This is a genomic window from Streptomyces himalayensis subsp. himalayensis (assembly GCF_013778455.1).
GTDB classification, from domain to species: Bacteria; Actinomycetota; Actinomycetes; order Streptomycetales; family Streptomycetaceae; genus Streptomyces; species Streptomyces himalayensis.
Genome location: NZ_JACEHE010000017.1, coordinates 68,109 through 92,177, shown reverse-complemented (window position 1 = coordinate 92,177; position 24,069 = coordinate 68,109). Strand labels below are relative to the sequence as shown.

The following is a 24,069-nucleotide window of genomic DNA, read 5'->3' as shown; positions in this document are numbered from 1 at the left end:
ACTGCCGGCGCGGTTCCGGGCGGCACATGACCGGAGCCCGTTGTCAGTGGGGCGTGGGATGCTTGGGCGCGATGGCAAGGAAGACTGAAACCGCCGGTCAGGCAGATCCGCTCGCGCCCGTCACGCTTGCCGTGGGGCAGGAGGATCTGCTGCTCGACCGTGCCGTGCAGCAGGTCGTGGCGGCGGCCCGGGCCGCCGACGCCGACACGGACGTGCGTGACCTCACCCCGGATCAGCTGGTGCCCGGCACGCTCGCCGAGCTGACGAGCCCCTCGCTCTTCGCCGAGCGCAAGGTCGTGGTCGTGCGCAATGCGCAGGACCTGTCGGCCGACACGGTCAAGGACGTGAAGGCGTATCTCGCTGCCCCGGCCGAGGAGATCACGCTGGTGCTGCTGCATGCGGGTGGCGCCAAGGGGAAGGGTCTGCTGGACGCCGCGCGCAAGGCGGGCGCGCGGGAGGTCGCCTGCCCCAAGATGACCAAGCCCGCGGACCGGCTGTCGTTCGTGCGGAGCGAGTTCCGGACAGTGGGGCGCTCGGCGACGCCCGAGGCGTGCCAGGCGCTGGTCGACGCGATAGGCAGTGATCTGCGGGAGCTTGCCTCCGCCGTGTCGCAGCTGGTCGCGGATGTCGAGGGCGCGATCGACGAAGCCGTGGTCGGGCGTTACTACACGGGCCGGGCCGAGGCCTCCAGCTTCACGGTGGCCGACCGTGCGGTGGAGGGGCGGGCGGCCGAGGCGCTCGAGGCACTGCGCTGGTCGCTCGCCACCGGGGTAGCGCCCGTCATGATCACGAGTGCGCTGGCGCAGGGAGTGCGGGCCATCGGAAAGCTGTCGTCCGCGCGCGGCGGCCGCCCGGCGGATCTCGCGCGAGAGCTGGGCATGCCGCCGTGGAAGATCGATCGGGTGCGGCAGCAGATGCGGGGGTGGACGCCGGACGGGGTTGCGGCTGCCCTTCGGGCGGTTGCGGAGGCGGACGCCGGCGTCAAGGGCGGGGGTGACGATCCCGAGTACGCCCTGGAGAAGGCGGTCGTCACGATCGCTCGGGCCGCGAGGGCCCGGCGGGGCTAAGACCGACCGGCAATTGGAGGGCGGCGTCGCGGGGTCTGGCACGCACTCCCCCACTGCCTTGAGGGCGTGGGAGGTGCCCCCAGCCGCGTTGTCGTGGGTCGCGATGGCTCCGCCATCACTCCCTCCTCCGCCTTGCAGCTGCACGCACCAGACCCCGCTCCTTCTCCCACCCTCCAATTGCCGGTCGGTCCAAGCGCTCCGCGCGGCGCGGCCCTGGGAGGCGGTGGCTGCCTCGGGCGGACTACGCCCGTCGGTCTCCACCCTTCTGTGTGGGTCCTTCTGTGTGGGTCCCGCCCTCATTTGGCAAGGTGCGGTTGGGCGCACCCCACGTCGGCGGGTGTGTGCCGTGGCCGTACGCCGAAGGCCCCGGCCACCGCCCGGGGGAGGGGCGGAGGCCGGGGCCTTCGAGTCAAGCAACTGTGGCGCCGCACCCGCGTGGCGAACGCAGGCCGCGTGCGGTGCCGGGTGCCGGTCGGGAGCGGATGAGAGAGGGCCCGCTCTGGGTCCTTCCGGCGGTCAAGTCAGGGGATGGGCCACGAGGGCCCAGCCGACTCAGCCCTTGAGGGAAGCGACCTTGGAAGCCAGCGCCGACTTCTTGTTGGCGGCCTGGTTCTTGTGGATGACGCCCTTCGATACAGCCTTGTCGAGCTTGCGCGAAGCCTCGCGCGTGTACTCGGTGGCCTTCTCGACGTCACCCGCGGCAGCGGCCTCGCGGGCCTTGCGGATCGCGGTCTTCAGGGAGGACTTGACGGCCTTGTTGCGCAGCCGGGCCTTCTCGTTGGTCTTGATCCGCTTGATCTGGGACTTGATGTTCGCCACGAATGAGCCTTCTCAGGTTCAGGCACGGGGCCGTGCAGGTCCCGTACCGGTGATTTCTCTTCCTAGTCTTGCTTCGTGCCTCGCGCTGAGAGGGCATGAGACACAGCTGCCCAGGTTACCAGCGGCTCCCCTGGCGGCCCAAACCAGTCGCACCCCCCGGCCCGTGGGACCATGGAACCTGCGTATTGATCCGACTTGATCCGACCCGAGGCGACAGGCGCCTCAAGAGACAGGACCCTGCGTGCCCGCGATCACTGACCATGTGCCCGAGCCGAGCCGTACAGACCCGGCTCTGATCCGCAATTTCTGCATCATCGCGCACATCGACCACGGCAAGTCCACTCTCGCCGACCGGATGCTCCAGCTGACCGGTGTGGTCGAGCAGCGGCAGATGCGCGCTCAGTACCTCGACCGTATGGATATCGAGCGCGAGCGCGGCATCACGATCAAGTCCCAGGCTGTACGGCTGCCCTGGGCGCCCACCACGGGCGACGGCCAGGGCCGAACCCACATCCTCAACATGATCGACACCCCCGGGCACGTCGACTTCACGTATGAGGTGTCCCGGTCCCTCGCGGCCTGTGAGGGCACGGTCCTGCTGGTCGACGCGGCCCAGGGCATCGAGGCGCAGACCCTCGCCAACCTGTATCTGGCGATGGAGAACGACCTCACGATCATCCCGGTCCTCAACAAGATCGACCTGCCGGCCGCGCAGCCGGAGAAGTTCTCCGAGGAGCTCGCCAACCTGGTCGGCTGCGAGCCCGAGGACGTGCTGAAGGTCTCGGCCAAGACCGGCCTGGGTGTGGAGGCGCTCCTTGACAAGGTCGTCGCCGAGATCCCGGCCCCGGTCGGTGTCGCCGACGCCCCCGCGCGCGCGATGATCTTCGACTCGGTGTACGACTCCTACCGCGGCGTCGTGACGTATGTACGAGTCGTCGACGGGCAGCTCAACAAGCGTGAGCGGATCCGGATGATGTCCACGGGCGCGACCCACGAGCTCCTCGAGATCGGGACGAACTCGCCCGAGATGCTGCCGGCCGACGGCCTCGGCGTCGGCGAGGTGGGCTATCTGATCACCGGCGTGAAGGACGTCCGCCAGTCCAAGGTGGGTGACACCATCACCCAGCAGTCCAAGGGGGCCACCGAAGCTCTCGGCGGCTACAAGGACCCCAAGCCGATGGTGTTCTCCGGCCTCTATCCGCTGGACGGCTCGGACTACCCCGAGCTGCGCGACGCCCTCGACAAGCTGCAGCTCAACGACGCCGCCCTCGTGTACGAGCCGGAGACGTCGGCCGCGCTCGGCTTCGGCTTCCGCGTCGGCTTCCTGGGCCTGCTCCACCTGGACGTGATCCGTGAGCGCCTGGAGCGCGAGTTCGGGCTCGACCTGATCGCCACCGCGCCCAACGTGGTCTACCGCGTGATCATGGAGGACGGCAGCGAGCACATCGTCACCAACCCGAGCGAGTTCCCCGAGGGCAAGATCGGAGAGGTGTACGAGCCGGTCGTACGGGCGACGATCCTTGCGCCGTCCGAGTTCATCGGCTCGATCATGGAGCTGTGCCAGAACCGGCGCGGCGTGATGCTCGGCATGGACTACCTCTCCGAGGACCGCGTCGAGATCCGCTACACCCTGCCGCTCGCCGAGATCGTCTTCGACTTCTTCGACCAGCTGAAGTCCAAGACCCGCGGCTACGCCTCCCTCGACTACGAGCCCACGGGCGAGCAGACCTCCAGCCTGGTCAAGGTCGACATCCTGCTGCACGGCGACAAGGTCGACGCGTTCTCCGCGATCACGCACAAGGACGCGGCCTACGCGTACGGCGTGCGGCTGGTCGCCAAACTCCGGGAGCTCATCCCGCGGCAGGCCTTCGAGGTGCCCATCCAGGCGGCCATCGGCTCCCGGGTCATCGCCCGCGAGACCATCCGCGCCATCCGCAAGGACGTCCTCGCCAAGTGCTACGGCGGTGACATCTCCCGTAAGCGGAAGCTGCTGGAGAAGCAGAAGGAAGGCAAGAAGCGGATGAAGATGGTCGGCTCCGTGGAGGTGCCGCAGGAGGCCTTCATCGCGGTGCTGTCCAGCGACGACGGCGGCCAGTCCAAGAGCAAGAAGTAGGCCGGGCGCCGAGGGCGGGAAGCAGCTCCGGCCCATGGCAAGGGAATCAGGACAGGACGAGTGGGGGTACGTCCCAGGCCCTCAATGCACTGGGGGAGGGCCCGGCGCGCCACCACGGCGCGGCGGGCCCTTCCATATGTGTGCCGTATGTGCGCTGTGCTGTATGTGCCCTGTGTCGCATGTGCGCCGGTGCGCGGCTCCCGCCGCGCACCGTGCCTGCGGGAAACGCCCCGTCTCTGTAGGAAGTGACAGGCCGCGGCCTCTTACGTGCAGGGCATCTCACCTTTACCCTGATCACTGCTCGATGGTTACTCGTGAGTTAAACAACACCAGCCGCACTAGTCAGTCGCAGGCACTGTGAGTCAGTGGAACGCACTGTCGCGGGCCCGGAGGATGTCGTGAGCGACACACAGACCCTGATCGAGAACCGACCGCCGTCCGTGGCGACTCTCTTCTTGGAGCGCGTGGCGGCCACACCGGACGCTGAGGCCTATCGCTATCCGGTGCCGTCGTCCTCCGGCGAGGGGCCGGACGAGTGGAAGTCGCTGAGCTGGGCGCAGGCGGCCGAGCGGGTCTACGCCATCGCGGCCGGGCTGATCGAGCTGGGCGTGCAGCCCGAGGAGCGGGTGGCCCTCGCCTCCTCGACCCGGGTCGAGTGGATCCTCTCCGACCTCGGCATCCTCTGCGCGGGCGCGGCGACGACGACCGTCTATCCGCAGACCAATGCCGAGGAGTCCGCGTTCATCCTGTCCGACTCGGACAGCCGGGTTCTGATCGCCGAGGATGCGGCGCAGCTCGCCAAGGCGCGTGAGAAGCGTGCCGAGCTGCCGGGCCTCACTCATGTCGTGGTGATCGACCCGAAGGGCGTCGAGGCCGCCGCCGACGAGCCCGAGGGCTGGGTTCTCACGCTCGCCGAGCTGGAGGTGCGCGGCGCCGCGTATCTGGAGAAGAACCCGGACCTGATCAAGAAGAAGGTCTCGGCGATCACCGCCGACCAGCTTGCGACCCTGATCTACACCTCGGGCACCACCGGCCGCCCCAAGGGCGTGCGGCTGCCGCAGGACAACTGGTCGTACATGGCCAAGGCCATCGCTGCGACCGGCCTGGTGGCGGCCGACGACGTGCAGTACCTCTGGCTGCCGCTCGCACACGTCTTCGGCAAGGTGCTGACCAGCGGCCAGATCGAGGTCGGCCATGTCACCGCCGTCGACGGCCGGATCGACAAGATCATCGAGAATCTGCCGGTCGTGCAGCCGACGTACATGGCCGCTGTGCCGCGCATCTTCGAGAAGGTCTACAACGGCGTCGCCGCCAAGGCCCGTGCGGGCGGCCCGGCCAAGTACAAGATCTTCCAGTGGGCGTCCGAGGTCGCCCGCGAGTACGCCAAGGTCACCCAGGACAACTTCCGCCGTACCGGCACCGCGTCGGCGCCCTTCGGGCTGTCCGCCAAGCACAAGATCGCCGACGCGCTCGTCTACTCCAAGCTGCGGGAGGCGTTCGGCGGCCGACTGCGCGCCTGTGTCTCCGGCTCGGTCGCGCTGGCGCCCGAGATCGGCTACTTCTTCTCCGGCGCGGGCATCCACATCCTGGAGGGCTACGGCCTGACCGAGTCCAGCGCCGCGTCCTTCGTGAACCCCGGTGAGGCGTACCGCACCGGCACGGTCGGCAAGCCGCTGCCCGGCTGCGAGGTGCGCATCGCTGAGGACGGCGAGATCCTGCTGCGCGGCCCGGGCATCATGGAGGGCTACCACGGGCTGCCGGAGAAGACCGCCGAGGTCCTCGAGCCGGACGGCTGGTTCCACACCGGCGACATCGGTGAGCTGTCCCCGGACGGGTACCTGAAGATCACCGACCGCAAGAAGGACCTCTTCAAGACGTCCGGCGGCAAGTACATCGCGCCGACAGAGATCGAGGGCCAGTTCAAGGCGGTGTGCCCGTACACCTCCAACATCGTGGTGCTCGGCGCCGACCGTAACTTCTGCAGTGCGCTGATCGCGCTCGACGAGGCCGCGATCCTCGGCTGGGCCGCGGAGAACGGCCTGGGCGGCAAGTCGTACGCCGAGGTGGTCGCCGCGCCGGAGACGGTCGAGCTCATCGACGGCTACGTCCAGAAGATGAACGAGGGCCTGCAGCGCTGGCAGACCATCAAGAAGTTCAAGCTGCTGCCGCGCGACCTGGACGTCGAGCACGGGGAGCTGACGCCCAGCCTGAAGCTGAAGCGGCCCGTGGTCGAGCGGGAGTACCAGCACCTCATCGAGGAGATGTACGCGGGGGCGCGCGAGGCGTGACGCGTGCGGTGGGCGGGACGCGCTGCGGTCCGCCCACCGCATTGCCGTCGGCTAGCCGGTCTCGCCGCGCATCTCCCTCACCGGGGTCTCCATGTGGCGGACATGGTTCTTCGGCATAGCCAGGTGCCTCACTCGGTCGGCGGCGGGACGGCGGGCTCAGAGAATCGCTCTGAGCGCCCGGCCGTCCCGGAACAACGGATTCATCACGCATGGCGGCGTGCCTCGGCGTCGGGGACCTCGGCGATACGGCCCGTGACGTCGTGCCCCTCGGCGCCCTCGCCCTCGGGCCGCCGCCCTCGGCGCCCTCGCCCTCGGGCCGCCGCCCTCGGCGCCCTCGCCCACGGTGCCGTCGCCCTCTGCCCCGTCGGGCCCGCCGCCCTCGGGATCGAGGAGGGCGCAGACGACCGTCAGCAGCCGGTCCACGTTCACGGGCTTGGGTACGCTCCCGGCGTCCCGCGAGCACCCGGCCGGCGCGGCCTGCCTTCCAGGAGAATGCTGCTCTCGGTCGGCGATCTGGCTGAAGACGGCGGTCAGTTCAGCCGTGACCCGTCGGCTCCCTCGGTGGCCCGCACACGCAAGTCACCGTTGCGCAGAGCCGTCATGGCGGCGAGCAGAGAACGCAGATCCGAGGGCGGAATCTGTCTCTTTTCGAGCATGCGCAAAGCACTGTTCTCACTCATGACCGGCCACTTCGGTAACTCGGTGCTTATGGGCGTGGTCAGTCTGTCACTCTGTCCGAGTCGCCTGAGGCCTATTCGCCGAACTGCTCAGGAGCCGCACAGTGGGGCCCATCCCAAGGCAACGGAAGACCGCGTTCCGTGCCGCCGAGTCACCGGAGCACCGGCCTGGACCGCTGCCGGTCGCGCGTACGTCACTGCCCGGCAACCCGCTCGCACCGGCCGCCGCACGCCGCTTCGTGCGTGCGGTGCTGGAGGAGTGGGCGGGGGCGACGAATGCCGGGGCGGCGGAGGGCGTGCCGGTGGCGGGCGTGCCGGGGGGCTGCGGGTCCGCCGATGCCGCCGCGACGGGTGCCGCCGTGGCTACGGATGCCGCCGCGACGGATGCCGCCGTGGCTACGGATACCGCCGCGACGGGTGCTGCCGTGGCTACGGATGCTGTGCCGGCGGGCTGCGCGCCCGCCGACCCCATCGCTGGGGATGTCGTTGCCGCCGAGGCCGTGGCCGCGGATGAGTGGGCCCCGCACTCCGTTCTCGCGGCGTCCGTCGCCGAACGTCTCATCGACGACGCGTTGGTCCTCGTGAGCGAGCTCGTCACCAACGCCGTCGTGCACGCGGGCACCGACGTGGAGCTGCTGTGCCGACTGGAACCGCCCGAGCAGCCCGAGCCTCCCGGCTCGTACGTCACGGCCGGCCGGGTCGCCGAGCTTGCCGCGTATGCCTCGGGCGGCCGGGTCGCGGCCGCTGAGCCGTACGCGTACACGCTGGACGGCCAGGCTGAGCCCGACGGGTATGTCCTGGATCGCCAGGCCGCCGAACCCGGCGTGTACACGCGGGACGGCCAGGCAGCGGAGGCCCCCGCGTACGCCCCGGACAGCCGGTTCGCGGAGGCCGTCGCGTACGGCACGTACAGCCACAGCCTGGGCGCGGAGCCCGATGCCTACCCGCCGGACGGTCACGCCTCGGAAGGTGCCGAGTACGCACCGGACGAGCGGACCACCGAGTCTGGTGCGTACTCCCCGGACCGTCGCACCACCGGCACCGCCGACCACCCCGCCGACGCCGAGGCCACCGGTTCCCTCCTCATCGAGGTCTCCGACCACCACCCCGCACGCGCGGTGCGCGGTGACGACCTCCCGATGGCGCAGGGCATCCCCGAGTTCGGCCGCGGACTGCAGCTCGTCTCCGCGCTCTGCACGTCCTGGGGGGTCACCTACCGCCCCGGCACCAAGACCGTCTGGGCGCGGCTGCCGATCACCGGCATGCCGGCCGCGCAGGAGATCGAGGCGTACGCAGGTGAGAGCATCCTGCAGCTCGAGGCGTACGCAGGTGAGAGCATCCTGCAGCGCGGGCTCAGCGAGGCCGACGTCCCGTCCCCGTCGCACGGGCGCATCCCCCGGGATCACGACTGGGTCAACCGCGGCGCCCTCTCTTTTCTGGCCGAGGCGTCCGACCTGCTGGCCGGGCAGCTCGACGAGGACCTCGTCGCGGCCCTCGCCGGACAGCTCCTGGTGCCGCGGTTCGCCGACTGGTGCGCCGTATGGCTGAACGACGAGGACGGCAGGGCGGGCTGGGGCACGGACGGCAGAACAGGCGGCCGGCACGGCGGCGCCGGGGCGGGACCGTCCGCCTGGCCGCGGCTCGCCCGCGTCTGGCACGTCAGCGAGAACCGCATCGAGGAGCTCCGCCGCATCCTGGAGAAAGAGCCGCCGATCCTCCGCGAGACGCTGCGTTCCGGGGCCGTCCCGGTGCCGTGGCCCGGCTCGTCGGACGGCGCGTCGGACGGCTCGTCCGAGGTGACAGGCACGGCCCTCGCGTACCGGCTGATCGCGGGCGGACGGCCGCTCGGCACTCTGGTCATCGGCAGGGCCGGTCTCGCTCGTTTCCCCGACGAGATCACCGGGCTCGTCGAGGACTTCAGCCGCCGCGTCTCGCTCGCCATCGGCGCGGCCCGGCAGTACGCCCGCCAGGCCACCATCAGCCGCGTCCTCCAGCGCGGACTGCTGCCCACGGCGGTCGCGAAGATCCCGGGCGTCGAGTCCGCCCTCGTCTACGAGCCGCGGGACAAGGGCGGTCCGGGCGGCGACTTCTACGACGTGTTCCCCGCCGGCGACGGACGCTGGTGCTTCGCGCTCGGCGACGTCCAGGGCAAGGGGCCCGAGGCCGCCGTCGTCATCGGTCTCGCCCGGCCGTGGCTGCGGCTGCTGGCCCGCGAGGGCTACCAGGTCTCCGAGGTCCTCGACCGCCTCAACCAGCTGCTGCTCGACGACGCCACGGAGGCGGCGGACGCGGCCGCGCGCGCCATCGCCGCCGTGGGCGGCCCGGAGGTGCCGCCCGAGGGCTCCATGCCCCGCTTCCTCTCCGTCCTCTACGGCGAGCTGGTCCCCACCGGCGAAGGGATGCGCTGCACCCTCGCCTCCGCCGGGCACCCGCTGCCGCTGCTGTTGCGGCCCGACGGTGACGTACGGGCCGCGGCCGGGCCCCAGGTGCTGCTGGGGGTGGTCGAGGACGTGACGTACCAGAGTGAGACCTTCGAGCTGCGTGCCGGCGACACGCTGCTGTGCGTCACGGACGGGGTGACGGAGCGTCGCTCCGGGCGGCGCCAGTTCGACGACGGCGACGGGCTCGCGGTCGCGCTGTCCGACTGCGCCGGGCTGAGCGCGCCCCTCGTGGCCGAGCGGATCCGGCGGCTGGTCCACGAGTTCGCGGACGGGCCTCCGGAGGACGATCTTGCGCTGCTGGTGCTCCAGGCGCAGTGAGCAGCCTTGGCGGTGGTCCGCTTGTCGGTACGGTCCGGCGTATTCCTCCGGTACGGGACAATGGAACGCATGCCTTCCGCACTCCCCGACGGCGAGCCCGTGCCCGAGGACGGCGCGCTGCCCGCGCACGCCCTTGCCGGCGCCGCCGACCGCCCCCTCGGGTTCTATCTGCACGTCCCGTACTGCGCGACCCGCTGCGGCTACTGCGACTTCAACACGTACACCGCGACCGAGCTGCGCGGCACCGGCGGCGTGCTCGCGTCCCGCGACAACTACGCGGCGACCCTGACCGACGAGATCCGCCTCGCCCGCAAGGTGCTGGGCGACGACCCGCGGCAGGTGCGGACGGTCTTCGTCGGGGGCGGTACGCCGACCCTGCTGGCCGCGGACGATCTCGTACGCATGCTGGCGGCGATCCGTGACGAGTTCGGGCTCGCGGACGACGCGGAGATCACCACGGAGGCGAACCCGGAGTCCGTCGACCCGGCGTACCTGGCGGCCCTGCGCGAGGGCGGCTTCAACCGGATCTCCTTCGGCATGCAGAGCGCCCGGCAGCACGTCCTGAAGATCCTGGACCGCACGCACACCCCCGGGCGGCCCGAGGCCTGCGTCGCCGAGGCGCGCGCGGCGGGCTTCGAGCACGTCAACCTCGACCTGATCTACGGCACGCCGGGGGAGTCGGACGACGACTGGCGCGCCTCCCTCGACGCGGCCATCGGCGCCGGTCCGGACCACGTCTCGGCGTACGCGCTGATCGTCGAGGAGGGCACCCAGCTCGCCCGCCGGATCCGCCGTGGCGAGATCCCGATGACCGACGACGACGTGCACGCGGACCGCTATCTGATCGCGGAGGAGGCACTGTCCGGGGCCGGCTTCGAGTGGTACGAGGTCTCCAACTGGGCCACCTCGGAGGCCGGGCGGTGCCTCCACAACGAGCTGTACTGGCGCGGCGCCGACTGGTGGGGCGCCGGGCCCGGGGCGCACAGCCATGTGGGCGGGGTGCGGTGGTGGAACGTCAAGCATCCGGGGGCGTATGCGGGGGCCCTGGCGGCGGGACGGTCGCCGGGGGCCGGGCGCGAGGTCCTCTCCGATGAGGACCGGCGTGTGGAGCGGATTCTGCTGGAGCTGCGGCTTCGGGAGGGGTGCCCGTTGTCCCTCCTCCGCCCGGACGGTCTCGCCGCGTCCAGGCGGGCGCTGTCCGAGGGGCTTCTCCAGAGCGGTCCGTACGGGGACGGGCTTGCCGTTCTCACGCTGCGGGGGCGGTTGCTTGCGGATGCGGTGGTGCGGGACCTGGTGGACTGAGGCGCCCGGAGCTGGGCTGGGCAGGGGCGGGGGTCGCTTACCGGCGCTCGCTGGGTGCCGCTGCGCCCACCCTCCCCCATTGCCTTAAGGGCCTGGGGGAGGCACGATTGCCCGCAGCTGCGTAGCTACGACGTCACGAAGTCGATCAACTCCTCCACCTTGCCCAGCAACGCAGGTTCCAGGTCCTTGTACGAGTGGACCCTGGACAGGATGTGCTGCCATGCCGCGCCCGTGTTCTCCGGCCAGCCCAGTGCCCTGCAGACCCCCGTCTTCCAGTCCTGGCCCCGCGGCACCGTCGGCCATGCGCGGATGCCGACCGCCGACGGCTTCACCGCCTCCCAGATGTCGATGAACGGGTGGCCGACCACCAGCGCGTACTCGCTCGTCACCGACTCGGCGATGCGGGACTCCTTCGAGCCCGGGACCAGGTGGTCCACGAGGACGCCAAGGCGGGCGTCCGGGCCGGGGGAGAAGTCCGCGACGATCGACGGGAGGTCGTCGACGCCCTCCAGGTACTCGACGACCACGCCCTCGATGCGCAGGTCGTCGCCCCACACCTTCTCGACCAGTTCGGCGTCGTGGCGGCCCTCGACGTAGATCCGCCCGGCACGCGCCACCCGGGCCCGCGCGCCCGGCACCGCGACCGAACCGGAGGCCGTACGAGTGGGACGCACCGGCGTCGCTCCGGAGGGGCGGACGAGGGTCACCACCTTGCCCTCCAGCAGGAACCCGCGGGGCTCCAGCGGGAACACCCGGTGCTTGCCGAAGCGGTCCTCCAGCGTGACCGTGCCCGCCTCGCAGCGGATCACCGCGCCGCAGAAGCCGGTCCCCGGCTCCTCGACGACCAGTCCCGGTTCCGCCGGGACTTCCGGTGCCGCCTTCGGCTTCTTCCAGGGTGGGGTGAGGTCCGGAGTGTACTGGCGCATTCGAATGACGATAGGGAGAAGGCGCGGGTCGTGACTACGACACGCCGAACCGGGCCGCCAGCTGATCGCGTTGCGCCCGGACAAACGCCGCATTCACCGCTGCTCCATGGCCGGGTACGTAAACCGCGTCCTCGCCGCCCAGGCTGAGCAGCCGGTCCAGGGCGGCGGGCCAGTGGGACGGCACCGCGTCCGGACCCGCCTGGGGCTCGCCGGACTCCTCGACGAGGTCTCCGCAGAAGACGATCTCGGGGGTCGTGGCGGTGGCGGGGACGAGGACCGCCATGTCGTGCCCTGTGTGGCCCGGGCCCACATTCGCCAGCAGCACCTGGTGGCCGCCGCCCAGGTCGAGCGTCCACTCGCCGCTCACCCGGTGACGCGGCGCGACGAGAAGATCCGCGGCCTCCGCCGCGTCCGCCGGGTCGAGCCCGTGCCGTACCGCGTCGGCCAGCAGATCCTTCCGGCCCGCCGCGAAGACCCAGTCGAGCCCCACCGGGCCGTACACCTCGACGCCCGCGAACGCCGCCGCGCCCAGCACATGGTCGAAGTGCGGGTGCGTCAGCGCGAGATGCGTCACGCGCCGGTCATCGCCGCCCAGGAGCTGCTGCGCCTCCCGGCGCAACTCGGCGCCCTCCCGCAGGCTCGACCCGGCGTCGACCATGAGCGCCGCCCCCTCGCCCACGACCAGGCCGACCGTGCAGTCCCACACCGGCAGCCGGCGCCGGCCCACCCGGGGCGACAACTTCTCCCAGCCCTGTGTTCCCCACGCCACGTCCATCAGGTCCCCCACGCCACGTCCATCATCTGCCCCAGGCCACGTCCCTCATGTCCCCACGTCACGTTCATCACGTCCCCCATGTCACGTCCGCCATGATCCCCATGACCGGGCAGTCACATCCGCAGTCCGTTTCCTACCGGCGACGCTAGTGCCCGCGGCCCGGCGCGGCACGACACCGCAGCCCAGACCGCACATATCGGCGGCGCTGACGTGTGACCGCCCTTGCCGGGGCCATACCTACCGGCCGTACACTTGGCCCGGGAAGGCTGGCACTCGCGCACAGTGAGTGCCAGGCGAGAGGCCGCAGGGACGACGCGGGACGACACAAGCTGGACTGGAGGTGTGCGCGGATGCTCAGTGAACGCAGGCTGGAAGTGCTGCGCGCCATCGTCCAGGACTATGTCGGCACCGAGGAGCCGGTCGGCTCCAAGGCGCTCACCGAGCGGCACAGCCTCGGCGTCTCCCCGGCGACAGTGCGCAACGACATGGCGGTGCTGGAGGAGGAGGGCTATATCGCCCAGCCGCACACCAGTGCCGGGCGCATCCCCACGGACAAGGGGTACCGCCTCTTCGTCGACAAGCTCGCGGGCGTCAAGCCGATGACCCCGCCCGAGCGCCGGGCCATCCAGAACTTCCTCGACGGCGCCGTCGACCTCGACGACGTCGTGGCACGCACGGTGCGGCTGCTCGCGCAGCTGACCCGGCAGGTCGCGGTGGTGCAGTATCCGTCGCTCACACGGTCGACGGTGCGCCATGTGGAGCTGCTGTCCATGGCTCCGGCCCGGCTGATGCTCGTACTGATCACGGACACCGGCCGTGTCGAGCAGCGCATGGTCGACTGCCCCGCCCCCTTCGGTGAGACCTCGCTCGCCGATCTGCGGGCGCGGCTCAACAGCCGGGTCGTCGGCCGGCGCTTCACCGACGTCCCGCAGTTGGTGCAGGATCTGCCGGAGGCCTTCGAGAACGAGGACCGCGGCACCGTCTCGACCGTGCTCTCGACATTGCTCGAGACCCTGGTCGAGGAGACCGAGGAGCGGCTGATGATCGGCGGAACCGCCAATCTCACCCGCTTCGCACATGACTTCCCCCTTACGATCCGGCCGGTGCTCGAGGCGCTGGAGGAGCAGGTCGTGCTCCTCAAGCTGCTCGGCGAGGCCAAGGATCCGGGCATGACCGTACGGATCGGTCACGAGATCGCCCATGAGGGGCTCAACTCCACGTCTGTGGTGTCGGTGGGCTACGGTTCGGGCGGCGAGGCAGTCGCCAAGCTCGGCGTGGTCGGCCCGACCCGCATGGACTACCCGGGAACGATGGGAGCAGTACGCGCAGTGGCACGTTACGTCGGACAGATCCTGGCGGAGTCGTAAGTGGCCACGGACTACTACGCCGTACTCGGCGTGCGCCGCGACGCCTCCCAGGACGAGATCAAGAAGGCCTTCCGGAGGCTCGCCCGCGAGCTGCACCCGGACGTCAACCCGGACCCGAAGACGCAGGAGCGCTTCAAGGAGATCAACGCCGCCTACGAGGTGTTGTCGGACCCGCAGAAGAAGCAGGTCTACGACCTCGGCGGCGACCCGCTCTCGGCGAGCGGCGGCGCGGGCGCGGGCGGCTTCGGGGCCGGTGGCTTCGGCAACTTCTCGGACATCATGGACGCCTTCTTCGGTACGGCGTCCCAGCGGGGCCCGCGGTCGCGTACGCGGCGCGGCCAGGACGCGATGATCCGGCTCGAGGTCGAGCTGGACGAGGCGGCGTTCGGCACCACCAAGGACATCCAGGTCGACACGGCCGTGGTGTGCAACACCTGCAACGGCGAGGGTGCCGCGCCGGGGACCTCGGCGCAGACGTGTGACATGTGCCGCGGCCGCGGTGAGGTGTCTCAGGTCACGCGGTCCTTCCTCGGCCAGGTCATGACCTCGCGGCCGTGCCCGCAGTGCCAGGGCTTCGGCACGGTCGTGCCCACCCCCTGCCCCGAGTGCGCGGGCGACGGGCGTGTGCGGTCGCGGCGGACCCTGACCGTGAAGATCCCCGCCGGTGTCGACAACGGCACGCGGATCCAGCTCGCCGGTGAGGGCGAGGTCGGGCCCGGCGGCGGGCCGGCCGGTGATCTGTACGTCGAGATCCACGAGCTGCCGCACGCGGTCTTCCAGCGGCGCGGCGACGATCTGCACTGCACGGTCACGATCCCGATGACGGCCGCCGCGCTCGGCACGAAGGTGCCGCTGGAGACGCTGGACGGGCTGGAGGAGGTCGACATCCGGCCCGGTACGCAGTCCGGGCAGTCGATTCCGCTGCACGGGCGCGGCATCACGCATCTGCGGGGCGGGGGCCGCGGCGATCTCGTCGTGCACGTCGAGGTGCAGACGCCGTCGAAGCTCGATCCCGATCAGGAGCGGTTGCTTCGGGAGCTGGCGCAGCTTCGGGGAGAGGAGCGGCCCCTGGGGCAGTTCCAGCCGGGGCAGCAGGGTTTGTTCTCTCGGCTCAAGGATGCGTTCAACGGGCGGTGACGCCTTTTCGGGTGCCCCCGCGCTCTGGGATTTCCCGTTGCGCGGGGGCGCCGTACTTTTGCGGTGCCCTGCGTCGTGGGCTGTGCCCACCCTCCCCCAGCCCTGCGGAACGACTGCCCACAGCGCTAGCGGCGCGGCTGCCCACTGCGCTACCAGCGTGTCGGCGTTATGCGGAAGGGTGGATTCGGTCTTGTCTGGGCGACGTGGCACCATGCGGGCATGGTCAGCGTACTGAGCGGTCTCCTTCCCGTTCCGATCGTGCAGGCCCCCATGGCGGGTGGCGTGTCGCGGCCGCAGCTCGCCGCTGCCGTCTCGGAGGCCGGTGGGCTCGGTTTTCTCGCGGCCGGGTACAAAACCGCCGACGGGATGTACCAGGAGATCAAACAGCTGCGCTCGCTGACGGGCCGGCCGTTCGGCGTCAATCTCTTCATGCCGCAACCGGACTATGCGGACTCGGCGGCCGTCGATGTCTACCGTTGCCAGCTCGCCGGTGAGGCCGCCTGGTACGGCACCGAGCTCGGTGATCCCGACAGCGGCCGCGACGACGGCTACGACGCCAAGCTGGCGATCCTCCTCGACGACCCGGTGCCGCTGGTCTCCTTCCACTTCGGCTGTCCGACGCCCGAGGTGCTCGAGTCGTTCTCGCGCGCGGGCACGCTCACCATGGTCACCGCCACCACGGTCGAGGAGGCCCAGGCCGTGCAGCGGGCCGGCGCGGACGCCGTGGTCGTACAGGGTGTCGAGGCGGGTGGCCACCAGGGCACGCACCGCGACAACCCCGAGAACGACGCCGCGGGCATCGGGCTGCTGTCGCTGATCACACAGGTGCGCGAGAGCGTCGAGCTGCCGATCGTGGCGGCCGGCGGGATGATGCGCGGCGTACAGATCGCCGGGGCGCTCGCGGCGGGCGCCCAGGCGGCGCAGCTGGGCACGGCGTTCCTCGTCACGCCCGAGTCGGGCGCCAACGCCCTGCACAAGGACGCGATGACCAACCCTCTCTTCACCCGCACAGAACTGACGCGCGCCTTCTCCGGGCGCCCGGCCCGCGGTCTCGTCAACCGCTTCATGCGGGAGCACGGCCCGTACGCCCCGGCCGCCTACCCCCAGATCCACCACCTCACCTCCGGCCTGCGCAAGGCGGCCGCGGCGGCAGGTGACCCGCAGGGCATGGCACTGTGGGCGGGACAGGGGCACCGGCTGGCGCGGGATCTTCCGGCCGGGCAGCTCGTCGAGGTGCTGGCCGCCGAACTGGCTGCGGCGAAGGCGGCGTTGTCGGCGGAGGCCGGCTCATGACCGCGCCGGTGTTCGTGGTGGACGAGGTCCCGGTCGGCCCCGAGTACGTCCTGGACGGGCCCGAGGGGCGGCACGCCGTCTCCGTGAAGCGGCTGCGGCCGGGAGAGGACGTCGTCCTCAGCGACGGGCGCGGGCGCTGGACGGAAGGCGTCGTGAAGGCGGCCGAGGGCAAGGACCGGCTCGTCGTGACGGACCTGACGGCCGTCCAGGAGGAGCCGCCGCCCACGCCCCGTATCACCGTCGTGCAGGCCCTCCCCAAGGGCGACCGGGGCGAACTCGCCGTGGAGACCATGACCGAGACGGGCGTCGACGCGATCGTGCCGTGGTCGGCATCCCGCTGCATCACCCAGTGGAAGGGCGACCGGGGTCTCAAGGCGCTCGGCAAGTGGCGGGCGACGGCGCGCGAGGCGGGCAAGCAGTCGCGCCGCGTGCGCTTCCCCGAGGTGGCGGACGCGATGACGACCAAACAGGTGGCGGCACTTCTGGCCGAAGCCGACCTCGCGGCCGTCCTGCACGAGGAACGGGACTACGACAGCGAGCCGCTGGCCACCACCGGACTCCCCACCACGGGCGAGATCGTGCTCGTCGTGGGGCCCGAAGGGGGAGTGTCACCCGAAGAGCTGCAGGTCTTCGCGGCGGCAGGCGCCCGGACGTACCGGCTGGGGCGTACCGTGCTGCGTACGTCGACCGCGGGGACGGCGGCCGTCGCGCTGCTGCTCGGCCGCACCGGCCGCTGGTCCTGAAGCGTCCGGGCGTCCCGCCCCACGAAGGAGGCCGCGTTGGAACTCGCACAGGTGAGGCTGCTCGTCTCGGACTTCGCGGCCTGCTACCGCTTCTACGCCGATGTGCTCGGGCTGAAGCCCCAGTCGGGGGCGGAGAACGGCCCGTACGAGAAGTTCAGCCCGGCCGTCGGCTCGGCGGGCATCGCGCTGCAGGACCGCGCCATGATGGCCGAGGTCCTCGGGGAACTGGCCGACTCCGTGAACGGGCACCGCTCCCTGGTGGTCCTGCGCGTCGACAACCTCGACGCGTACTGCGCCGAACTCGTCGGCCGCGGAGCGATCCTGGAGCACGGACCCGCAGCCATGACGGACCGTATGCGCGTCGCCCACCTCAAGGACCCCGAGGGCAATCTCGTGGAGCTCCAGGAGTGGCTGCTGATGCGCGGCTGACGGCCCCGGGCGGCGCGGTGCCCCGGGCGTGGCCCGCGCGACAGGGCAGGTGACCGCGCAGGTCCGGGGCCCGAACTGGTCCCCGAACTGATCGAAAAGGCTGTCCGAGGCGGCGGTTGCTGCTTACTGTGATCGGGTGACACAGCCTGCGTACCTTCGCTTCCCGCATCTTCACGGCGAGTTGGTCGCCTTCACCGCTGAGGACGACGTCTGGGTCGCGCCCCTCGACGGCGGCCGCGCCTGGCGGGTCAGCGCCGACAACGTCCCCGTGAACCACCCCCGGATCTCCCCGGACGGCACCACCGTTGCCTGGACCTCCACCCGCGACGGGGCGCCCGAGGTGCATGTCGCGCCCGTCGACGGTGGACCGTCCCGGAGGCTGACGTACTGGGGCAGCCAGCGCACGACCGTCCGCGGCTGGACCCCGGACGGGCACGTGCTCGCGCTCACCACGCACGGCCAGGCCTCGCTGCGCCGCAGCTGGGCGCGGGCCGTGCCGCTCGACGGCGGTCCTGCGGCCACCCTCCCGTACGGGCCCGTGGGCGCCGTCGCGTACGGCCCGGACTCCCAAGTCGTCCTGCTGTCCGCGCCGATGGGCCGCGAGGCTGCCTGGTGGAAGCGCTACCGGGGCGGCACCGCGGGCAAGCTGTGGATCGACCGCGAGGGCGCAGGGGAGTTCGTCCGGCTGCATGAGGGGCTCGACGGGAACATCGAGTACCCGATGTGGGTCGGGGTGGGGGTCCCCCCTGTTCGAGCGGAGCCGAGAACTCGGGGGAGGGTCGCGTTCCTCTCCGACCACGAAGGTGTGGGCGCGGTCTACTCGTCCCTCGCCGACGGCTCCGACCTGCGGCGGCACACTCCGGTGGACACCGAGACGGGCTTCTACGCACGGCACGCGTCGACCGACGGCACCCGTGTCGTCTACGCCTCCGCCGGCGAACTGTGGCTCCTCGACGACCTCGACGGCGCCGAACCCCGCCGCCTCGATCTGCGCCTCGGCGGGCAGCGCGCCGATCTCCAGTCGCACCCTGTCAGCGCCGCCCGCTGGTTCGGTGCCGCCGCGCCCGACCACACCGCGCGCGGCAGCGCCGTCTCCGTCCGTGGCGCCGTCCACTGGATCACCCACCGCGAGGGCCCCGCCCGCGCGCTCGCCGCCACACACGGCGTACGGGCCCGGCTGCCCCGCACCTTCCGGGTGGACGGCGAGGAGCACGTGGTGTGGGTGACCGACGCCGAAGGCGACGACGCGCTGGAGTTCGCCCCGGCCACCGGCCTGGCACCCGGCGCGACACCGCGGCGGCTCGCTGCCGGGCAGCTCGGACGCGTCCTGGCGCTCGCCATGGCACCGGACGGCAGCCGGGCCGCCGTCGCCTCGCACGACGGGCGGGTGCTGCTCGTCGAGCGGGAGAGCGGGGAGGTACGGGAGGTCGACCGCAGCGAACACGGCGACGCGAGCGGGCTGGTCTTCTCGCCCGACTCGGCATGGCTCGCCTGGTCCCACGCGGGCCCCGAACCGCTGCGCCAGCTGAAACTCGCCAACACCGCCGACCTGTCGGTCACCGAGGCGACCCCGCTGCGGTTCCGCGACTACTCGCCCGCGTTCACCCTGGACGGCAAGCACCTGGCGTTCCTGTCGGCACGGTCCTTCGACCCGGTCTACGACGAGCACGTCTTCGACCTGGCGTTCGTGGGCGGCTCGCGGCCGCATCTGATCACCCTGGCCGCCACGACGCCGTCGCCCTTCGGACCGCAGCGGCACGGCAGGCCCTTCGACGCACCCGACAAGGACGAGACGCCCGACAGCGAGGGCGCCGCCGTCACCCGTATCGACCTCGACGGACTCGCCGACCGCATCGTGCCGTTCCCCGTCGAGGCCGCCCGTTACACGACGCTGCGCGCCGCCAAGGACGGTGTGCTGTGGCTGCGCCACCCGGTGCAGGGCGTGCTCGGCGCCTCCCGCGCCACGCCCTCCGACCCGGACCCGAAGACGGAGCTGGAGCGCTACGACCTCGTACAGCAGCGCATCGAGGAACTGGCGTCGGACGCCGACCACTTCGCGGTCAGCGGCGACGGCAAGCGCGTTCTGCTGTGGACCGGGGAACGGCTCAAGGTGGTGCCGAGCGACCGGCGCGCCTCGAACGACGAGGACAGCGACACCAACATCACCGTGGATCTGTCACGCATCCGGGGGACCGTCGACCCCGCCGCCGAATGGCGTCAGATGTTCGACGAGACCGGCCGGCTCATGCGGGACAACTTCTGGCGGCCCGACCTCGGCGGCGTCGACTGGGACGGCGTCCTCGACCGCTACCGGCCCGTCCTGGAGCGCGTCGCCACCCACGACGACCTCGTCGACCTGCTGTGGGAGGTCCAGGGCGAGCTCGGTACCTCCCACGCGTACGTCACACCGCGCGGCGGCTGGGGCGGCTCCGGCACCCGGCAGGGGCTGCTCGGCGCCGACATCTCCCGGCACGACGACGGCACGTGGCGCATCGACCGCGTCCTGCCGTCGGAGACGTCCGACCCCGACGCGCACTCGCCACTCGCAGCGCCCGGCGTCGCGGTGCGCGCCGGGGACGCGATCGTCGCGGTCGGCGGGCAGCCCGTCGACCCGGTGACCGGGCCGGGGCCGCTGCTCGTCGGTACGGCGGGCAAGCCCGTCGAACTGACGATCTCACCGGCCGGCGGGGGAGACCTGCGCCATCCGGTGGTCGTACCGATCGACGACGAGGAGCCGCTGCGGTACCACGCATGGGTCGCCGACCGGCGGGCGTACGTCCATGAGAAGTCCGGCGGACGGCTCGGCTATCTGCACGTTCCCGACATGCAGGCGCCCGGCTGGGCGCAGATCCATCGTGACCTGCGCGTCGAGGTCGCCCGCGACGGCCTGGTGGTGGACGTCCGCGAGAACCGCGGCGGCCACACCTCGCAGCTCGTCATCGAGAAGCTCGCCCGACGGATCGTCGGCTGGGACCTGCCGCGCGGAATGCAGCCGTCCAGCTATCCGCTGGACGCGCCCCGCGGGCCCGTCGTCGCCGTCGCCAACGAGTTCTCCGGCTCGGACGGCGACATCGTCAACGCCGCGATCAAGGCGCTGGGCATCGGGCCCGTCGTCGGCGTACGCACCTGGGGCGGCGTCATCGGCATCGACAGCCGCTACCGGCTCGTCGACGGCACGCTCGTCACCCAGCCCAAGTACGCCTTCTGGCTTGAGGGGTACGGGTGGGGCGTCGAGAACCACGGCGTCGATCCGGACGTCGAGGTGGTCCAGGCGCCGCAGGACCATGCGGCGGGGCGGGATCCGCAGCTCGACGAGGCGATACGGATCGCACTGGCGGCGCTGGCGGAGAACCCGGCGAAGGTGGCGCCGGGGTTGCCGCCGCTGGACTGAGCCGGCGGCGGCGCCGGTCACGGCGGGGGAGGCCCGGGCGGTGTACGTGATGGATACGATGCCGTCGTAATGATCAGCGTCGTGAGGAGGCCGCACATGGCGGGCGAACCGCAGGCCGACTGCCTGTTCTGCAAGATCGTCGCAGGCGAGGTCCCGGCAACCGTCGTACGGGAGACCGAGACCACCGTCGCCTTCCGCGACATCAATCCCCAGGCACCGACCCACGTGCTGATCATCCCCAAGGTGCACTACCCGGACGCCGCCACGCTCGCCGCCGCCGAGCCGACGATCATCGCCGACATACTGCGTGAGTCCCGCGAGGTCGCCGCCGGGGACAAGGTCGAGGACAGGGGCTACCGGGTCGTCTTCAACACCGGTACCGGCGCGGGCCAGACCGTCTTCCACGCGCACCTGCACGTGCTGGGCGGCCGCGGCCTCCAGTGGCCCCCCGGGTAACAGCCTGTGTCCGTACGTGAATTGGTGGTGCTCGGCACCGCCAGCCAGGTCCCTACGCGGCACCGCAACCACAACGGCTATCTGCTGCGCTGGGACGGCGAGGGCATCCTCTTCGACCCGGGCGAGGGCACCCAGCGGCAGATGCTGCGCGCAGGGGTCGCCGCCCACGACCTGAACCGGTTGTGCGTCACGCACTTCCACGGCGACCACTCGCTCGGTCTCGCCGGGGTGATCCAGCGGATCAACCTCGACCGGGTGCCGCACGAGATCACCGCGCACTACCCGCGGTCGGGGAAGCGGTTCTTCGACCGGCTGCGGTACGCGACGGCGTACCGCGAGACGGTGGGCCTGACCGAGGCGCCGGTCGCCGCCGACGGGGTCGTCGCCGTCACGCCCTCGTACACGCTCGAGGCACGGAAGCTCTCCCACCCCGTCGAGTCCTACGGCTACCGGCTCGTCGAACCGGACGGCCGCCGCATGCTGCCCGAGCGGCTCGCCGCGCACGGCATCAAGGGGCCGGACGTGGGCCGCATCCAGCGCGAGGGCGTCCTGAACGGCGTGACCCTCGAGGACGTCAGTGAGGTGCGGCGCGGCCAGCGGTTCGCGTTCGTCATGGACACCCGGCTGTGCGAGAACGTGCACGCCCTCGCCGAGGGCTGCGACATGCTCGTCATCGAGTCGACGTTCCTCCACGAGGACGAGCAGCTGGCTGTGGAGCACGGTCACTTGACCGCTGTTCAGGCGGGACGGGTCGCCAGGGATGCGGGCGTACGGCATCTCGTACTGACGCACTTCAGCCAGCGCTACAACGAGCGCGGCGGCGCTTCGGGAGCCGGGCCCGGGGAGGAGTTCGAGCGCGAGGCGCGCGTCGCCGGGTTCGACGGGGAGCTGACGGTGGCGGCGGATCTGATGCGGGTGCCGCTGCCGAAGCGCGGTGCGGGCGCGGGCACCGGGTGAGTGTGCGCGCGTACTCCTGCATTTCGCTCGTCCCGGCCGTGCGGCTCGTCCGAGTCTGGCCTGTTTTCTCCGCTGTGTGGCGCTCCTCGTACGATGAAGATCTCGTGCCGTCACATGGCACGCACCCCACGACTCGACGTAAGGCGCGCCCGTGCCCCTCCCCAAAGCCGAACTCCACCTCCACATCGAAGGCACGCTCGAACCCGAGCTCGCCTTCGCGCTCGCCGCGCGCAACGGTGTGGAGCTGCCGTATGCGGACACCGAAGAGCTGCGCAAGGCGTACCAGTTCAGTGACCTGCAGTCGTTCCTCGACCTGTACTACGAGCTGATGGCCGTGCTCCGTACCGAGCAGGACTTCGAGGAACTCGCGGACGCGTATCTCGAGCGGGCCGCCGCGCAGGGCGTGCGGCACGCGGAGATCTTCTTCGATCCCCAGGCGCACATCGCGCGCGGTGTCGGCATCGGCACGGTGATCCAGGGCCTGGCGCGGGCACTGGACCGGTCCGAGGAGCGGCACGGCGTCTCCACCCAGCTGATCATGTGCTTCCTGCGCGACCAGTCCTCCGAGTCCGCGATGGAGACCCTCGAGGCCGCGAAGCCGTACCTGAACCGGATCGTGGGCGTGGGGCTCGACTCGGCTGAGGTGGGGCACCCGCCGGTGAAGTTCCGCGAGGTGTACGAGGCGGCTGCCGCGCTCGGGCTGCGGCGGGTCGCGCACGCGGGGGAGGAGGGACCGCCCGCGTACATCTGGGAGGCCCTCGACGTACTCGGCGTCGAGCGCGTGGACCACGGGCTGCGGGCCATGGAGGACCCGGAGCTGGTGGAGCGGCTGGTGCGGGAGCGCGTGCCGCTCACGCTGTGCCCGCTGTCGAACGTACGGCTGCGCGCCGTGGACGTCCTCGAGCAGCACCCGCTGGCGCGGATGCTGGCCGCCGGGCTCCTGTGCACCGTCAACTCCGACGATCCCGCGTACTTCGGCGGCTACGTCGGCGACAACTTCCACGCGGTTCGCGATGCGCTCGGCCTTGAGCTGGAGCAGATGCGGACGCTTGCGCGGAACTCCTTCGAGGCGGCGTTCCTCGAGCATGACGAGGAGCGGCGGGGGCGGTATCTGGCGGAGGTGGAGGCGTACGAGTTCGGCGCCGGGTGACGCCGTTTGGGGGGCTTTGCGCCGCTGGGGGGCTTTGCGCCGCTCCGCGGCGGGGGCTGTGCCGCTCCGCGGCGGGGCTGTGCCTGCCGCTCCGCGACAGGTTCTTCGCCGCTCCGCGGCCCCTGGATCATGCCCGCTCCGCGGCCTGTTTCTTCGCCGCTCCGCGGCGGTTTCCCGCCCGCCCGCCCCTTTGGCCCTGCGGGCCCTGGTTCTGGCCGCTCCGCGGCCCCGTCACGCCGCTTCGCGGCGGTGCCGCCCTGCTCCGCGGTGGGCGCGTGTCGCTTTGCTGCGGAGTGCTGCGCCTCTCCGCAGCGGGGCTACCGCTCCGCTCCCGGCGGTGGCCTGCCCCCGCTGCCAGGGGCAGGCGCCGCTGCGGGGGACAGGCCCCGCTGCGGGCTGCTGCGCCTCTCCGCGGCGGGC

The 24,069-nt window shown here is 71.4% G+C and carries 18 protein-coding genes and 1 pseudogene; 14 read left to right on the top strand and 5 right to left on the bottom strand.

Going from position 1 to position 24,069, the window contains the following annotated elements:
• The first annotated feature begins 71 nt into the window (after positions 1–71).
• Positions 72–1,067, top strand: coding sequence for a DNA polymerase III subunit delta (gene holA, locus H1D24_RS26065; RefSeq protein ID WP_181660130.1), 996 nt, complete (start codon positions 72–74; stop codon positions 1,065–1,067).
• A 552-nt stretch (positions 1,068–1,619) separates the two neighbouring features.
• On the opposite strand, the gene rpsT is transcribed toward holA, so the two are convergent.
• Positions 1,620–1,886, bottom strand: a complete 267-nt coding sequence (gene rpsT / locus H1D24_RS26060; protein WP_181660129.1) for a 30S ribosomal protein S20 — start codon at positions 1,884–1,886, stop codon at positions 1,620–1,622.
• 241 nt (positions 1,887–2,127) lie between these two features.
• On the opposite strand from rpsT, the gene lepA reads away from it, so the two are divergent.
• Together lepA and H1D24_RS26050 are read left to right on the top strand one after the other, a co-directional pair.
• A complete protein-coding gene (lepA, locus tag H1D24_RS26055; RefSeq protein ID WP_181660128.1) occupies positions 2,128–3,999 on the top strand; it encodes a translation elongation factor 4 in 1,872 nt (623 codons plus the stop codon).
• Positions 4,000–4,397: 398 nt separating this feature from the next.
• A complete protein-coding gene (locus H1D24_RS26050; RefSeq protein WP_181660127.1) occupies positions 4,398–6,287 on the top strand; it encodes an AMP-dependent synthetase/ligase in 1,890 nt (629 codons plus the stop codon).
• Between the two features lie 156 nt (positions 6,288–6,443).
• Here the strand turns inward: H1D24_RS26050 and H1D24_RS44140 are convergent.
• Together H1D24_RS44140 and H1D24_RS42625 are read right to left on the bottom strand one after the other, a co-directional pair.
• Positions 6,444–6,728 (bottom strand): annotated as a pseudogene (locus H1D24_RS44140) (hypothetical protein); the annotation flags it as partial.
• Between the two features lie 89 nt (positions 6,729–6,817).
• The gene (locus tag H1D24_RS42625; RefSeq protein ID WP_258564313.1) at positions 6,818–6,943 is read right to left on the bottom strand and encodes a hypothetical protein; all 126 of its coding nucleotides are present in this window, start codon (positions 6,941–6,943) and stop codon (positions 6,818–6,820) included.
• Between the two features lie 134 nt (positions 6,944–7,077).
• Here H1D24_RS42625 and H1D24_RS26045 point away from each other — a divergent pair, with 134 nt between their 5' ends.
• Together H1D24_RS26045 and hemW are read left to right on the top strand one after the other, a co-directional pair.
• A complete protein-coding gene (locus H1D24_RS26045; RefSeq protein ID WP_445194927.1) occupies positions 7,078–9,723 on the top strand; it encodes a SpoIIE family protein phosphatase in 2,646 nt (881 codons plus the stop codon).
• A gap of 69 nt (positions 9,724–9,792) precedes the next feature.
• Positions 9,793–11,025 carry a radical SAM family heme chaperone HemW gene (gene hemW, locus H1D24_RS26040; RefSeq protein ID WP_181660126.1) on the top strand — a complete coding sequence of 411 codons (1,233 nt, stop codon included), beginning with the start codon at positions 9,793–9,795 and terminating at the stop codon, positions 11,023–11,025.
• A gap of 125 nt (positions 11,026–11,150) precedes the next feature.
• Here hemW and H1D24_RS26035 read toward each other — a convergent pair whose 3' ends face one another.
• Both H1D24_RS26035 and H1D24_RS26030 read right to left on the bottom strand, forming a co-directional pair.
• A complete protein-coding gene (locus H1D24_RS26035) occupies positions 11,151–11,951 on the bottom strand; it encodes a DUF3097 domain-containing protein (protein WP_181660125.1) in 801 nt (266 codons plus the stop codon).
• Positions 11,952–11,985: 34 nt separating this feature from the next.
• The gene (locus tag H1D24_RS26030) at positions 11,986–12,726 is read right to left on the bottom strand and encodes an MBL fold metallo-hydrolase (protein ID WP_181660225.1); all 741 of its coding nucleotides are present in this window, start codon (positions 12,724–12,726) and stop codon (positions 11,986–11,988) included.
• A gap of 350 nt (positions 12,727–13,076) precedes the next feature.
• Here H1D24_RS26030 and hrcA point away from each other — a divergent pair, with 350 nt between their 5' ends.
• The 9 genes from hrcA (at position 13,077) to H1D24_RS25985 (ending at position 23,649) form a co-directional block, all read left to right on the top strand.
• Positions 13,077–14,093 (top strand): heat-inducible transcriptional repressor HrcA, encoded by a 1,017-nt coding sequence (gene hrcA, locus H1D24_RS26025; protein ID WP_181660124.1) that lies wholly within the window; start codon positions 13,077–13,079, stop codon positions 14,091–14,093.
• Entirely contained in the window at positions 14,094–15,230 is a 1,137-nt protein-coding gene (dnaJ, locus tag H1D24_RS26020; protein ID WP_181660123.1) for a molecular chaperone DnaJ, read from the top strand.
• A 219-nt stretch (positions 15,231–15,449) separates the two neighbouring features.
• The gene (locus H1D24_RS26015) at positions 15,450–16,523 is read left to right on the top strand and encodes a nitronate monooxygenase (RefSeq protein WP_181660122.1); all 1,074 of its coding nucleotides are present in this window, start codon (positions 15,450–15,452) and stop codon (positions 16,521–16,523) included.
• Positions 16,520–17,266 (top strand): 16S rRNA (uracil(1498)-N(3))-methyltransferase, encoded by a 747-nt coding sequence (locus H1D24_RS26010; RefSeq protein ID WP_181660121.1) that lies wholly within the window; start codon positions 16,520–16,522, stop codon positions 17,264–17,266. Before H1D24_RS26015 ends, H1D24_RS26010 begins: the two co-directional genes overlap by 4 nt.
• A gap of 36 nt (positions 17,267–17,302) precedes the next feature.
• On the top strand, positions 17,303–17,695 hold the full coding sequence (locus tag H1D24_RS26005) for a VOC family protein (protein WP_181660120.1): 393 nt from the start codon (positions 17,303–17,305) through the stop codon (positions 17,693–17,695).
• A gap of 136 nt (positions 17,696–17,831) precedes the next feature.
• Entirely contained in the window at positions 17,832–21,086 is a 3,255-nt protein-coding gene (locus H1D24_RS26000) for a S41 family peptidase (protein ID WP_181660119.1), read from the top strand.
• 96 nt (positions 21,087–21,182) lie between these two features.
• On the top strand, positions 21,183–21,542 hold the full coding sequence (locus H1D24_RS25995; protein WP_181660118.1) for a histidine triad nucleotide-binding protein: 360 nt from the start codon (positions 21,183–21,185) through the stop codon (positions 21,540–21,542).
• Between the two features lie 6 nt (positions 21,543–21,548).
• Complete coding sequence (locus H1D24_RS25990) at positions 21,549–22,499, top strand: ribonuclease Z (RefSeq protein ID WP_181660117.1); 951 nt, start codon at positions 21,549–21,551, stop codon at positions 22,497–22,499.
• 151 nt (positions 22,500–22,650) lie between these two features.
• Positions 22,651–23,649: an adenosine deaminase gene (locus tag H1D24_RS25985; RefSeq protein ID WP_181660116.1), complete on the top strand. Its 999-nt coding sequence runs from the start codon at positions 22,651–22,653 to the stop codon at positions 23,647–23,649.
• The last annotated feature ends 420 nt before the right edge of the window (positions 23,650–24,069 follow it).